The organism is Jiangella asiatica, assembly GCF_004349065.1.
Classification (GTDB): Bacteria; Actinomycetota; Actinomycetes; order Jiangellales; family Jiangellaceae; genus Jiangella; species Jiangella asiatica.
The window spans coordinates 245,149-257,728 of the sequence record NZ_SMKZ01000003.1 but is presented as its reverse complement, the minus strand read 5'-3'; the positions used below and the strand labels follow the sequence as shown (position 1 = coordinate 257,728).

Annotated in this window: 14 protein-coding genes; 9 read left to right on the top strand and 5 right to left on the bottom strand. The window is 72.5% G+C overall.

What is annotated here, in order from left to right:
* Positions 1-1,302 (bottom strand): DUF222 domain-containing protein (locus E1269_RS04300; protein WP_131891692.1); only part of this gene is annotated, 1,302 nt, incomplete at its 3' end.
* A gap of 503 nt (positions 1,303-1,805) precedes the next feature.
* Positions 1,806-2,510 (bottom strand): fibronectin type III domain-containing protein, encoded by a 705-nt coding sequence (locus E1269_RS04295; RefSeq protein ID WP_131891689.1) that lies wholly within the window; start codon positions 2,508-2,510, stop codon positions 1,806-1,808.
* A 202-nt stretch (positions 2,511-2,712) separates the two neighbouring features.
* Between E1269_RS04295 and E1269_RS04290 the strand changes: the two genes are divergently transcribed.
* The 4 genes from E1269_RS04290 (at position 2,713) to E1269_RS04275 (ending at position 6,264) form a co-directional block, all read left to right on the top strand.
* Entirely contained in the window at positions 2,713-3,366 is a 654-nt protein-coding gene (locus E1269_RS04290) for a response regulator transcription factor (protein ID WP_131891686.1), read from the top strand.
* A 304-nt stretch (positions 3,367-3,670) separates the two neighbouring features.
* On the top strand, positions 3,671-3,856 hold the full coding sequence (locus E1269_RS04285; RefSeq protein ID WP_131891683.1) for a hypothetical protein: 186 nt from the start codon (positions 3,671-3,673) through the stop codon (positions 3,854-3,856).
* An 88-nt stretch (positions 3,857-3,944) separates the two neighbouring features.
* Complete coding sequence (locus E1269_RS04280) at positions 3,945-4,271, top strand: response regulator (protein WP_239000762.1); 327 nt, start codon at positions 3,945-3,947, stop codon at positions 4,269-4,271.
* Positions 4,272-4,278: 7 nt separating this feature from the next.
* Entirely contained in the window at positions 4,279-6,264 is a 1,986-nt protein-coding gene (locus E1269_RS04275) for a GAF domain-containing protein (protein ID WP_162606234.1), read from the top strand.
* Between the two features lie 143 nt (positions 6,265-6,407).
* Here E1269_RS04275 and E1269_RS04270 read toward each other — a convergent pair whose 3' ends face one another.
* On the bottom strand, positions 6,408-6,824 hold the full coding sequence (locus E1269_RS04270) for a hypothetical protein (RefSeq protein WP_131891677.1): 417 nt from the start codon (positions 6,822-6,824) through the stop codon (positions 6,408-6,410).
* Between the two features lie 98 nt (positions 6,825-6,922).
* Between E1269_RS04270 and E1269_RS04265 the strand changes: the two genes are divergently transcribed.
* From E1269_RS04265 to E1269_RS04245, 5 genes are read left to right on the top strand one after another with little or no spacing between them, the layout of a single operon-like run.
* Complete coding sequence (locus E1269_RS04265) at positions 6,923-7,606, top strand: helix-turn-helix transcriptional regulator (protein WP_203432881.1); 684 nt, start codon at positions 6,923-6,925, stop codon at positions 7,604-7,606.
* A 50-nt stretch (positions 7,607-7,656) separates the two neighbouring features.
* Positions 7,657-8,160, top strand: a complete 504-nt coding sequence (locus E1269_RS04260) for a hypothetical protein (protein WP_131891671.1) — start codon at positions 7,657-7,659, stop codon at positions 8,158-8,160.
* A complete protein-coding gene (locus E1269_RS04255) occupies positions 8,157-8,588 on the top strand; it encodes a hypothetical protein (protein WP_131891669.1) in 432 nt (143 codons plus the stop codon). The genes E1269_RS04260 and E1269_RS04255 overlap by 4 nt, the downstream gene beginning before the upstream one ends.
* Entirely contained in the window at positions 8,585-9,868 is a 1,284-nt protein-coding gene (locus tag E1269_RS04250) for a Zn-dependent hydrolase (protein WP_203432879.1), read from the top strand. The genes E1269_RS04255 and E1269_RS04250 overlap by 4 nt, the downstream gene beginning before the upstream one ends.
* Positions 9,865-11,127, top strand: a complete 1,263-nt coding sequence (locus E1269_RS04245) for a dihydroorotase (protein ID WP_131891666.1) — start codon at positions 9,865-9,867, stop codon at positions 11,125-11,127. The genes E1269_RS04250 and E1269_RS04245 overlap by 4 nt, the downstream gene beginning before the upstream one ends.
* Here the strand turns inward: E1269_RS04245 and E1269_RS04240 are convergent.
* Together E1269_RS04240 and E1269_RS04235 are read right to left on the bottom strand one after the other, a co-directional pair.
* Positions 11,114-11,722: a UbiX family flavin prenyltransferase gene (locus E1269_RS04240; protein ID WP_131891663.1), complete on the bottom strand. Its 609-nt coding sequence runs from the start codon at positions 11,720-11,722 to the stop codon at positions 11,114-11,116. The two genes, E1269_RS04245 and E1269_RS04240, sit on opposite strands and share 14 nt — an antisense overlap.
* Positions 11,719-12,498 carry an IclR family transcriptional regulator gene (locus E1269_RS04235; protein ID WP_131891660.1) on the bottom strand — a complete coding sequence of 260 codons (780 nt, stop codon included), beginning with the start codon at positions 12,496-12,498 and terminating at the stop codon, positions 11,719-11,721. Before E1269_RS04235 ends, E1269_RS04240 begins: the two co-directional genes overlap by 4 nt.
* Positions 12,499-12,580 lie beyond the last annotated feature (82 nt).

Genomic DNA, 12,580 nt, shown 5'->3' with positions numbered 1-12,580 from the left:
CCCAGGCGTGCGGCAGGTCCGGTCCCGGAGGACGACGTGGTCGATAAGTGACTGCGTCGGTCGGTATCTCATGCGGCCGTGATCGACATAGTGGCCACTCGCGGGGTGGGTGCGGACCCATTGCCAGATCCCGGCGGCGGCGAGGTGGCGGGCGGTGTGTGCGGGGATCGGGCCGTAGCCGTCCAGGTCGCCGGGGCGGTCGTCCACGCCGATCAGGGAGGGGAACGCGAAGGTGACGTGCACCGTGACCGGCCGGCCCTGCGCGCCGGTCAGCGTGATCAGCGCCGCACCCCCGCGCCGAGCACCCACACCCGCGCCGACGCCCGCGCCGACGGCGGTGGTGACACCGGGGACGGTGTCGGCGGGGACGGTGTCGGTCGTGGCGGTGTCGGTCGTGGCGGTGTCGGTCGTGGCGGTGTCGGTTGTGGCGGTGTCGGTTGTGGCGGTTCGGGTGTGGGTGGGGCCGATGCGTTGCGTGTCGAGGGCTGTCCAGGCCAACGCGGCCAGGGCATCAGCACGGCGCTGGCCCGCCGTCCGCGGCTCGCGCCCGGCGGTGGTGTCCTCGCGTTTGAGGGCGTGCGCGGCCGCATCCAGGACGGTCTTGACCGCGATCGCGTCCTCGGCGGGCAGGTGCGCCTCCAGGTAGGCCATCGCGTCCGGGGCCGGGGTGACGGTGACATCGCGACGCTCCCGCGCGGCCCGGCAGCGCTGCTCGGTCTGCACCGGCGCCAGCTCGTGCAACAGCCGCGTGATCCTCCGCCGCAGGGCGACGGTGTCCATGGTGGATGCGCCCGGCAGCACCGCGGCCTCGACCCGCCGACGAACCTCAGGGTCCTGGCCGCCGAGCTCGCCCGTGATCACCCGCACGCGGCGCCCATCGAGCTGGCCGGCCTCGAGCGCGGCCCAGGTGGCAGGAAAGTCCTCGACGAGTTGGACGGCGTTACCGACCAGGTTCTCCGCCTGCCGAGTCGTGGTCACCGTGCGGGCGGCCACCTCCAGCGCGGTCGTGGTGATCGGGTTCACCGACCGGTACCCGCACCGGCCGGGCTGCAGCTCCGGGCGGGTGCTGAGCTCGGCCAGCGCGCCGGCCCGGCCCGCGGCCACCCAGGCAGCCAACCGAGCCCACCCGGCCACCGCCTCCACCAAAGCGTAGGTATCGACACCGGCCAGGTCCGTGCCCGCCAACACCCCAGCCAGCTCCGGCCCCGGCACCATCCCACCCACCAACACCGGGTCCACCGGCTCCGGGCCCGGCGGCGCCGGATCAGCCGGCACCGGGTCGGTCTGCACCGGGTCGGCCATGGCCGAGGCCGATGGCCCCGGGTTAGCTTGTGCCGAGGCCGGCGGCATTCGGTGCGGCGGCGCCGGAAGCGACCGTGCACGGTCGGCCCGCGTAGGAGACACCAGCTCCGGGTCGGGCGGCGGCGCGTGGAGGAATCCGTCGGGCAAGAGCCCATGCGTGGCCGGCTGGTCGTGTGGAAGCTCCCACGGTTCATAACTGACCCACACACCGGTCCGCGGGTCGCGACCGACCAGTGGGCCAGCAGGCAGGCCATCTTCCTCGAACATGTGAACTACCCTACCCAGACCCACCGACAACGTCCGACCACAGGCCTCACGGCGGGAACGCCCGTACGGGGCGCTTCGGGCGTCGCCAAACACCGTCATCGACCCAGACTCCGCACACGGCCGGTCAACCGCGCGGCGCGAGCTCCGCGGGCAGACACGGCCGTGCCAAACCACCTCCTCGGCCAGTGCCTCGACGTTGGCGACCTCGGTGCGGTAGCTGATCACGCGCCCGGCGGTCAGAAGGCGCAGCAGGTCAACGTCAGCTCGGCCGCCGGCGAGGCGTTGCGCCTGATGTCGCTGGCGGTGACCGAGACGGTGACCTGCTGGCCGGGCGTGAAGATCCCGGCGTCGAACGGCAGGTCGCCGGCGTCGACGGTGAGCCCGCTCGTGGTGGACCACACGCCGTCCACCTCCGGCAGGTCCGCGCTGGCAAGCCGCAGCTGGTACGTGAGCGGGCCGAAGCCCACCGCTGACGCGTCCCACCGGACCCGTTCGATGCGGCCCGACGCGTCGCGCTCGACCCTCAGGTCCCGCGGCGCGCTCGGCAGCACGTAGCCCTCCGGGACCGCGGTCCGGACGGTGATCGTCGCGGTGTCGGAGTACTGGTTCGGGTACGCCGACGGGACGAACGCGCGGACGGTGACCTTGTACGGGACGTCGAACATCAGGCCCGTGAACATGGTGGTCAGCTGATCGGTCTCACCTCGCCGGTAGCCCGCGAACGGCTCCAGCGGGATGAACGAGAAGTGGTAGGTCGTGGCGCCCTCGACCGGGTCCCACGCGACTGAGAACGAGTCCGTCCCCACGTCGACGGCGCGCAGGCCGGTCGGCGGCGCGGGCGGCGTGTCGGCGGCTTTTGCGGCTCCAGCACCGATGGCCACGGCTCCCACGGTGAGGGCGAGGCTTGCGACGAGTGCGGTCAGTCGTCGGGCGCTGGGCATGGCTGCCTCCCGGGGCGAGGTCCAGCGGTGGCTCACGCTGTGTACGACGAAGTCCCCCGGATGGTTTGCGTACGGCGCAACCGCGGTACCAACCGGGCAACGGCGGACCACCGGGTCGCGGGCGGCGCCGGATGCCCGGTTCGCTGCCACACTGGTCCCACAGGCCTCTCGCCGTGCGGCGAAGCGTCGAGGTGGTGCACCGATGAGCGGGACACGGGTGGTCGTCGTCGACGACGACATTCTCCTGCGGGAGGGACTGGCGAGCCTGCTCGACCGCTCCGGGTTCGACGTCGTGGCGCAGGCCGGCGACGCCCCGCAGCTGCTCGACCTGGTCGACCGGCACCGGCCCGGGCTGGTCGTGGTCGACATCCGGATGCCGCCCAGCCACACCACCGAGGGTCTGGAGGCGGCCCAGGCGATCCGGCACCAGCATCCCGACGTGGCGATCCTGCTGCTGTCGGCGCACGCAGAGGTGGAACACGCGATGCAGCTCCTGGCCAGCGGCGAGGGCGTCGGATACCTGCTCAAGAGCCGCGTGACCGACGTGGCGGAGTTCATCGAGACGGTCGAACGGGTGGCGCGCGGTGGATCGGTGGTCGATCCGGCGCTGGTCCAGGAGCTGGTCGGCGTCCGGCGCCGGCACGATCCGCTCGCCGCGCTGACCGACCGCGAGCGCGAGGTGCTGGCCCTGGTCGCGGAAGGACGGTCCAACGCCGGGGTGGCCCGCCGGCTGTGGGTCAGCGAGGGCACCATCGAGAAACACGTGCGCAGCATCCTGACCAAGCTCGACCTCCCGGAGACAGGCGACGACCACCGTCGCGTCCTGGCCGTCCTCACCTATCTCGATCGTTGGTAGCGGCATCGACCCGCCGCGACGGGCGCGGTGTCGTCGGGGCCGGCTGGCATCTCGTCTACCGGCTAGCTGGAACACCCGGCCCCTGCTGGCCCCCGGCCGAAATGGTTGCTGGCGGCGATGTGCTGGCCCGCTCCCGGGGGCGAGACTGGAGCGCATGCGTTCGTTCGAACCACGCGCGAGGAGGTCCGACGACGCTTCGCCTGTCGTGGCGCCGGGCCGGAGGTCGAGCCCCCCATCGGCCGTCCCCTGGCGCCACGACTCGCCATCGGCGGCTGACCCCACAGAACCCCACTCGCCGGCCACCGTGCAGGGGCAGCACCACACCGGCCTGCTGCGGGTGCGGTGGTCCGGCGAGGACGGCGCCGTAGGCGAGTACGAGCTGGACGTCGAGCAGGCGCTGCAGCTGGCGCAGCGCCTGCGCGACGCGGCCGCGGCCATGCAGGAGTTCCTGACCAGGAGGACCTTTGTCCCTGATCAGGTTTCCCGCTAGCAGCAATGCCACCTGGACACCTAGGTGCAAGGCTGGAGAAGTGGTGCGGCGTTGTGTCATCGTTGACGACAACGAGAGGTTCCTGGCCGTGGCGCGTTCCAGCCTCGAACGCGGCGGCCTGGAGGTGGTGGGGACTGCGACCACGATGACTGATGCGCTCGATCAGGTCGAAGCGCTACGGCCGGACGTCGTGCTGGTCGACATCGTCCTGGGCACCGAGAGCGGTCTCGACCTCGCCCGGCGGATCGTGGCGGCCACCGAGGCATCGGCTCCGCCGCATGTCGTGCTGATCTCCACGCACCGAGAAGACGAGGTGGCGGAGCTGGTCGCGTCCAGCCCGGCTGTCGGGTTCGTCTGGAAGGCACACCTGTCGGCGAGGGCCGTACGAGATGTGGTGGCGGCCGGAGAACAGTAGAGGACGAGTGCCCCTGACTGGCTCGCCGCTGCGGCGGTGGGTGGCCGGGGCCGTCGTCGGCGTCGCGCTGGTGGCGGCGATGACGGGCCTGATCTGGCTCGTCGACCCGAACCCGCCGTTCACCGGGCTGCTCGTGCTGTACCTGCTGGCCGTCCTGCCGGTAGCGATCTGGTGGGGTGCCGGCCCGGCCCTGGTCGCCTCGGTCTCCAGCACGTTCGCGTTCGTCCTGGTCTTCGACCCCCCACGACCCGGACGGTTGGCCGCCGTGACCCTTGGCGTCTTCACCGCGACGTCCATCGTGGTAGCGGACCTGGCCGCGGGGCTGCGTCGCTCGGCACGCGAGTCCGAGCGGCTGGCCGGGGAGCAGTCCGCGCTGCGCCGGGTCGCGACGCTGGTGGCGGAGGGCGTGCCGGCGGCCGACCTCTTCGAGGCGGTCACCCGTGAGGTGGGCCTGCTGTGGGACGCCGACCTGGTCCGGATGGAACGCTACGAGCCGGACGGGACGGCGGCCGGCGTCGCCGCCTGGGGACGGTCGGCGCCACACCAGGACGTCGACGTCCGGATCCCGCCAGGCGAGGTGAGCGTGGCGCGGGACGTGCGCCGGGCGGGCGGACCGGTCCGGATCGAGGGGTTCGACGGCGTCCGGGGCTCGGTCGCCACGGAGGCCCGCACGCTCGGCATCCGGGTGTCGATCGGCTGCCCGGTCGTCGTGGGCGGCGAGCTGTGGGGCGTCATCGCGGTGTCGTCCAGGAGCCCGAAATCGTTCCCGCCCGACACCGAGACGAGGGTCGCCCGGTTCACCGAGCTCGTGGCCACCGCCATCACCAACGCAGAGTCACGGGCCGAGCTGCGCAGGATCGCCGACGAGCAGGCCGCGCTGCGCCGGGTCGCGACGCTGGCGGCCAGGGGCGGCGACCCCAGCCCGGTCTTCGCGGCCGTCGCCGACGAGGTCATGTCGCTGTTCGGCGCCGACTGCACGTCGATCCTGCGGTTCGAGGACGACGGCACGGCGACCTACCTCGCCGCCCGCGGCTGGCGGGACCCGGGACTGCGCCGGCCCGGCACCCGGCGGCCCTCGGATCAGCCCGCCACCATCGAGGCCGTGCGCCGGACCCGCCGGCCGGCCCGGCTGAGCTACGCCGGGTTGGCCGACGACGACCTGCCGCCCAGCCTGCGCGGTGAGGGCATCAGGTCCGGGGTCGCGGGCCCGATCCTCGTCGAGGGACGCCTGTGGGGCATCATCGGCGTGGCCTCGCGCGGCGCGCCCATCGCCGCCGACACCGAGGAGCGGATGATCGCCTTCACCGAGATCGTCGCCACCGCCATCGCCAACACCGAGAGCCGCGCACAGCTCGCGGCCTCCCGAGCCCGGGTGATCGCCACCGCCGACGCCACCCGCCGCCGTCTGGAACGCGACCTGCACGACGGTGCCCAGCAGCGGCTGGTGTCGCTCGCGCTGGAGCTGCGGAACACCCAGGCGGAGGTCCCGAACACCCTGCCTGCCCTGAGCGGGGACCTCGGCCGCATGGCCGACGACCTCACCGAGGTGCTCGACGAGCTGCGCGAGCTGTCCCGTGGCATCCATCCGGCGATCCTGTCCGAGAGCGGTCTCGGCCCGGCGCTGCGCACGCTCGCGCGCCGGTCCGCTGTGCCGGTCGAGCTGTCGCTGCGGCTGGCGAAGAGGTATGCGGACCCGGTGGAGGTCGCGGCCTACTACGTCGTCTCCGAGGCACTGACGAACACGGCGAAGCACGCCAACGCGACACACGCGGAGATCGTCGCGGAGGAACGCGACGGCACCCTCCGGCTGCTGGTGCGCGACGACGGCGTCGGCGGTACCGACCTCACGGACGGGACCGGACTCGCCGGCCTGTCCGACCGGGTGGAGGCACTCGGCGGAACGTTCCGGATCACCAGCCCAGCCGGCGGCGGCACGCGGATACAGGTGTCACTGCCGTTGTCGGCCCGTGATGGGCAGGGCACCTCCTGGTAAGGCGATGGAACCTCCTCCGGGCTCCGCACCAGCGTCGGCAGACATGACACGGAGGCCTGTCGCGGAGAAGACGTGCGCGATGGCGGCCCACAGGACCTTCACCGCGGAGCCCGGCGAGACCACCACGTTCGCCTGGGAGGACCTCACCGTCTGACGGGCCGGTGTGCCTCGGCGAGCTGGGCCAACGCCAGTGCGGCGACCAGCAGGCCGAAGTCACGCAGCGCCACGTCGTAGTAGTCGGGGACGGTCAGCAGGTTGACGATGATGCCGGCCAGCCACGCGGCCACCACGTAGGCACCGATCCGGGGAGCCACGGCCACCAGCAGGCCGGCCAGGATCTCGATGACGCCGACCACGTACATCGCGTCCGAGGCGCTTCCCGGAACCAGGTCGTCGACCCACGGCGCGAGGTAGATGGGCCAATCGACCATCACCTCGGCGAACTTGTCCAGCCCGAACAGGATCGGCGCGACCGTGAAGAGCGTTCGCAGCATCAGGAAGGCGCGGCCGGGAGGGCTGCTCCACGTTCGTGCGGGCGCGGTACCGCTGGTCTGTGTCATGACGACTCCTCCTTCTATCGGAGAGATTTCTCTACGCTAGAATCACCAGGGTCTATCGTCAAGACAACCGTTCGATACGAATGGCTGGAGATCCGCACGTGACCGACTTCGAGGACCGCGTCGCCGGCATCGGCTCGCTGGCCGACGACACCCGGCGTGCGCTGTACCGATACGTGTGCTCGCAACCCGATCCGGTCAGCCGCGATCAGGCTGCCGCAGCCCTTAGCCTCCCCCGTCATCAGGCCAAGTTCCACCTCGACCGGCTCGAGGTGGCCGGCCTGCTCCAGGTCGAGTACGCCCGGCTGACCGGACGCACCGGCCCGGGCGCGGGCCGCCCGGCGAAGCTCTACCGGCGGACGTCGAGCCCGATCACCGTCTCCCTGCCCGAACGGCGCTACGAGCTCGCCGCGGAGCTCATGGCACGCGCGATCAGCCGGTCCACGTCCACCGGCACCCCGGTCGCCGACGCCCTGACCGGTGCCGCCCGGGAGCACGGTCAGAGTCTCGCCACCGGCGTCGACCCGGCCCTGGCACTGCGTTCCGCGACGGAGGTGCTGGCCCGGAACGGCTACGAGCCGCGCCCGTACGACGACGGCGTCCAGCTGGCCAACTGTCCGTTCGACGCGCTGGCGCGGGAGCACACAGCCTTGGTCTGCGGGATGAACCACGCACTGCTCTCGGCCCTCGCCGGGGCCCTTGCGCCCGATGTCCTCAGGGCACACCTCGCCCCGGCGGCCGGCCGCTGCTGCGTCCTACTCACCGCCGGCGCCGAGACGACATAGACAGATCCCGGGCTTCCAATTGAACGGACGCGAGGACTAATATCCGTTGTATGGATGCCGCTTCCGTACAACGGAAATCCACCGATCCACTGGCGGCCCTTCCGCAAGGGCCGGGTTCCGCGCTCGAGCTGGCGCAGGACCTGGCCGCGCTCGGCGCGGGCGGGCGGGACGCCGCCGGGCGCTGGATGAGCCGCCCGGCGGTCATGCGCCGGATCGCGCTGCTGCTCGCGGAGGGCGTCCCCGCGCGCGCGACCCGGGTCGTCGTCGCCGGCGATGGCGCGGAGGCACTTGGCACCGGCCTGTCCCTCGCGGCTGGGCTCCCCTTCGCCGCGCTGTCCGGCGACGCCACGGGGCTCACCTTCGGCGAGGTGCACGCGGGCGAGGACGCCAGCCTCGTCGCCGTCCACCACGACAGCCTCGCCGGGCTCCGGGCGTGGTGCGATGCGCACGGCCTGACCGCCGTGCACCACCAAAGCGTGTTCGGCGGGTCCGACGCGACCGGCGCGCTGTTCGTCGTCGATGCCGGCGGCTCGATCAGGGAGGGATCAACGTGAGCAGTGTCCGCGACGACATCCGGGCGGGACTCAGCGCCGACGGCGAGTTCGACACCAGCGTCGAACCGGTGGCGGTCCAGCGCCTCGGGGCCGCGGCCGCGCAGACGGTGAGCGATCACGCCGTCGCGGCGGTGGTGTGCTGGAGCGGTGACGACGACGCGGTGTTCGCGCAGGTGCTCGCCGCCGAGCTCCGGGTGCGCGTGCTCCGCGCCCACGAGAGCCTGGGCCTGCTGTCCCTCGACGCGAACCTGCCGCCCGGCACCCGGGTCGCGCTGGTCGCGACGCGCTGGAGCGAGAGCCGCCTGCTGGACCCGCTCGAAGGGCTGGTCCAGACCGAAGGGCTCCACCCGGTCATCGCCCTGTCGGTGCTGAGGGGTGGTCCCGCGAGCCGGTCGGGGCTGCCGTCGATCGTCCTGGAGGACCTGTGACGGGCACTCGGGCCACGTCCGAGGCAGCGCGGCCGATCGGGGCCGGTCACATCGAGAAGCTGATCGACGAGTTCGCCGCGCTGTCCGAGCCCGGCACCGGCGTCACCAGGCTCGGCTACTCCGCGCTGGAACGCGAGGCGCACGCCGTCTTCGCCCGTGAGCTGTCCGCGCTCGGGCTCACGGTCTGGACGGACACCGCGGGCAACACCGTCGCCGAGCTACCGGGCCGCGTCGAGGGCGCGCCCGCCATCGGCACCGGGTCGCATCTGGACTCGGTGCCCCAGGCCGGCCGTTTCGACGGGATCGCCGGGGTGTGCGCGGCCATCGAGGCTGCCCGTGCCGTCGTGTCGAGCGGGTGGCGTCCGCGCGCGACCTGGCGCTTCGTCGCGTTCGCCGCGGAGGAAGGGGCCCGGTTCGGCCAGGCGTGCAACGGCAGCAGGGCCGCCGCCGGGATCGTCTCACCACCGCAGCTGGACGCGCTCGCCGACGCGCACGGTGTGACGATGACGGAGGCGATGCGCGCGGTCGGCCTGGAACCCGGCCGCATCGCGGAGTCGCGGTGGAACAGCGAGGAGTGGCTCGCCTTCATCGAGCTGCACATCGAGCAGGGCACGGTCCTGGAGGCGTCCGACACCGTCATCGGAGTGGTCGACGCGATCTCCGGGAGCACCCGGCTGCTCGTCCGGCTGGACGGAGTGGCCTCGCACACCGGCGGTACGCCGATGCACCAGCGCCAGGACGCGCTGGTGGCCGCGGCGGAGTGCGTCCTGCTGTGCGAACGGGTCGCCACCGACGCCACCCATCACGGCACCCGCGTGACCGTCGGCCGGCTCGACGTGCACCCCGGCTCCATCACCACGATTCCGGGCCGCGTGGCCTTCACCATCGACGTCCGGGACTTCGACAGCGCTCGCCAGCGCCGCACCGCGCACTTGCTCGACGACCGGTTCCGGCAGATCTGCGCCGAACGCGGGGTGGGGATCGACACGACGATCATCGGCGACACGTCCCCGGTGATCCTGCCGGTCGACCTCGTCGACACGATCGTGCGCGCCGCCCGGGACCTCGACCTCCCGTACCGCCTGCTCTCCAGCGGGGCCAGCCACGACTCGCAGCAGATCAGCCGGATCACGCGCACGGGCATGATCTTCGTGCCCAGCGTGGGCGGCCTCAGCCACGTGCCGGAGGAGACCACGAGCTTCGCCGACATCGCGCGGGGAACCGACGTCCTGGTGCGGGCCATGGCCGCCGTCGACGCCGAGTGGGGAGCCCTCGCATGAGCGCGGTCCGGGAGCTGCCCGACGGCGGTCTCGTGGTCGAGAACGTCCGGCTGGCCGGCGGACCCGAGCGCGTCGACGTGACCGTCGAGGCAGGCCGGCTGGTCCGCATCGCACCCGCCGCGGCCGCGGAGGACACCTCCAGGGTGCTGCTTCCCGGCTTCGTGGACCTCCACACCCACCTGCGCGAACCGGGCGGGGAGACCGCCGAGACCATCGCCACCGGCACCCGTGCCGCCGCGGCCGGTGGGTACACCGACGTGTTCGCGATGGCGAACACCGACCCGGTGACCGACGGTGTCGAGCGCGTCCGGGACGTCCGGCGGCGGGCTGCACGAGCGGACGCGCGCGTGCACGTCGTGTCCGCCGCGACCATGCGCCAGGCCGGCGAGGAGTTGGTCGACGTGGCCGCCCTGCGTCGGACCGGGGTCGTGCTGTTCTCCGACGACGGGCACTGCGTCGGCGACGACGGGCTCGTGTACCGGCTCCTGACGGAGCTGGCCGAGCGCGGCGGTGTCTTCGCGCAGCACGCGCAGAGCGCCGGCATCGCCGGAGCCGGCGTGATCAACGAGCGCGTCGCCGCGAGCGTCGGCTGCCCGGGCTGGCCCGACGCGGGCGAGGAAGCGGTCGTCGCCCGCGACATCGCCATCGCCCGCGCGACGGGCGGCCACCTGCACGTCTGCCACGTCTCCACCCGCCGGTCGGTGGACCTGATCCGCTGGGCCAAGCAGGTCGGGGCCCCGGTCACCGCGGAGGTCACGCCGCATCATCTGGTGCTCCAGGACACCGACGCGGTGGCCCGCGGGCCCGCGTTGAAGGTCAACCCGCCGTTGCGCTCGGCGGAGGATGTCCGGGCCCTGCGGGAGGCAGTGGCGGACGGGACCATCGACGTGGTGGGGACGGACCACGCACCGCATCCGGCGCGGACGAAGGCGCGGCCGTGGACGGAGGCGGCGTTCGGGCTGACGGCCCTGGAGACGGCGTTGCCGATAGTCGCCGGCGTGTTGTCGTCAGCGAGCGGTACGGACTGGCGCCGGCTGACCCAGGTGATGTCGTCCGTGCCCGCCTCGCTCGGGCAGCTCCCGCGGGTGGCGCTCGCCGTCGGGTCGGCGGCCGACCTCTGCGTGGTCGAGACCGGACCCGAGTACTCCCTGGCGGTCGCGGACCACCACAGCCGGTCGCGGAACACGCCGTTCGACGGTCACCCGGTGCGGCACCGCGTCGTCCTCACGATGCTGGGCGGGCGCGTCACGCACTCGTGACCGCGCTCGCGTCCCGCATCCCCTGCCACCGGAACGTGTCCGGTGTGCCGATGCCGATGCGTTCCAGGGCACGGCGGCAGCTGTGGTCGACGAGGTCCGCGACGGACGACGGGTTGGTGTAGAAGGCGGGCACCGGCGGATAGATGACGGCGCCGCTCTCCGCGGCGAGGGTCATGAGCCGCAGGTGACCGCGGTGCAGTGGCGTCTCGCGCACCATCAGCAGCAGCGGCCGCCCCTCCTTCAACGTCACGTCGGCGCTGCGCACCACGAGGTTGTCGTCGTAGGAGTTGGCGATGCCGGACAGGGTCTTGATGGAGCACGGGGCCACGATCATCCCGCACGTCGGGAACGAGCCGCTGGAGATGGCGGCGCCGAGGTCGCCCTCGGCGTGGACGACGTCGGCCAGCGCCGCCACCTCGGCCACCGTCCGCCCCGTCTCCGACGCGATGGTCCGGCGGGCGCCCCGGCTGACGATCAGGTGTGTCTCGACGTCGCCGAGGGAGGCGCAGATCTCCAGCAGCCGCGTCCCGTAGAGCGCACCGGAGGCACCGGTGATCGCCACGACCAGCCGGCGCGGCGCCGTCGGGGCGCTCATGCGGGGACGGTGCCGTCGTGCGACCGGGCCGACACTCCGCCGATCGCCAGGGTGATGTCCTCGGCGGTCGACACCACCGCCTGGATGATCTCGTGCCGCCGCTGCGCCGGCACGCTGCGGTCCTGGGTCGCGGTGAGGGTCACGGCGGCGACGATGGCGCCGGTGTCGTCGCGGACCGGTGCCGAGGCCGCCCAGATGTCGAAGTCGAACTCGTTGTCGCACACGTCGTAGCCGTACCGCCGGATGTTCTCGACGTGGGCGAGGACCTCCTCGATGGTGGACGGCGTGCTGGGCATGAGGCGGACGAAGTCGTGGCCGTCGAGCAGCGCGCGGATGGCGTCGTCGTCGTACCCGCTGTAGAGGACACGTGCGCTCGCGGCCGCGTGCAGAGGCACGGCCTGCCCGATCTTCACCGAGAGGTGGAGGGGCCGGCGGCTCTCGACCAGGGCGACGCACACGGCGCGGCGGTCGATGAGCTGGGTGAGCATCACCGTCTCGTTGAAGCGCTCGCTCAGCGTCTTCATGTTCAGCTCGGCCGTCGCGCCCAGGGTCTCGCGCCGGGTGACCGACGAGAGCCGCAGCAGCCGGCGCCCCGGGTGGTACTCCAGGGTCACGGGGTCACGCCGGATGAACTCCTCGTCAGCCAGGACCTTGAGCAGACGATGCGCCGTGGCCAGGGGGTAGCCGAGACGTTCGCTGACCTCCGTGAGGGAGACGCCGTCGCGGGACTCCCCCACCAGCGTGAGCACGTTCAACGTGCGGATCACGACGTTCATAGGCCCTTCCTGATGGTCCAGCGTGCTGACGCTCCCATCGTACGGAAGCGCTGATCATTTCCTTGACAGTTTCTCCGCGAAT

Excerpts from the sequence above, each read along its gene's own strand:
- E1269_RS04295 (WP_131891689.1), bottom strand. The coding sequence starts at position 2,510 with ATGCCCAGCGCCCGACGACTGACCGCACTCGTCGCAAGCCTCGCCCTC.
- E1269_RS04290 (WP_131891686.1), top strand. The coding sequence starts at position 2,713 with ATGAGCGGGACACGGGTGGTCGTCGTCGACGACGACATTCTCCTGCGG.
- E1269_RS04270 (WP_131891677.1), bottom strand. The coding sequence starts at position 6,824 with ATGACACAGACCAGCGGTACCGCGCCCGCACGAACGTGGAGCAGCCCT.
- E1269_RS04260 (WP_131891671.1), top strand. The coding sequence starts at position 7,657 with ATGGATGCCGCTTCCGTACAACGGAAATCCACCGATCCACTGGCGGCC.
- E1269_RS04245 (WP_131891666.1), top strand. The coding sequence starts at position 9,865 with ATGAGCGCGGTCCGGGAGCTGCCCGACGGCGGTCTCGTGGTCGAGAAC.
- E1269_RS04240 (WP_131891663.1), bottom strand. The coding sequence starts at position 11,722 with ATGAGCGCCCCGACGGCGCCGCGCCGGCTGGTCGTGGCGATCACCGGT.
- E1269_RS04235 (WP_131891660.1), bottom strand. The coding sequence starts at position 12,498 with ATGAACGTCGTGATCCGCACGTTGAACGTGCTCACGCTGGTGGGGGAG.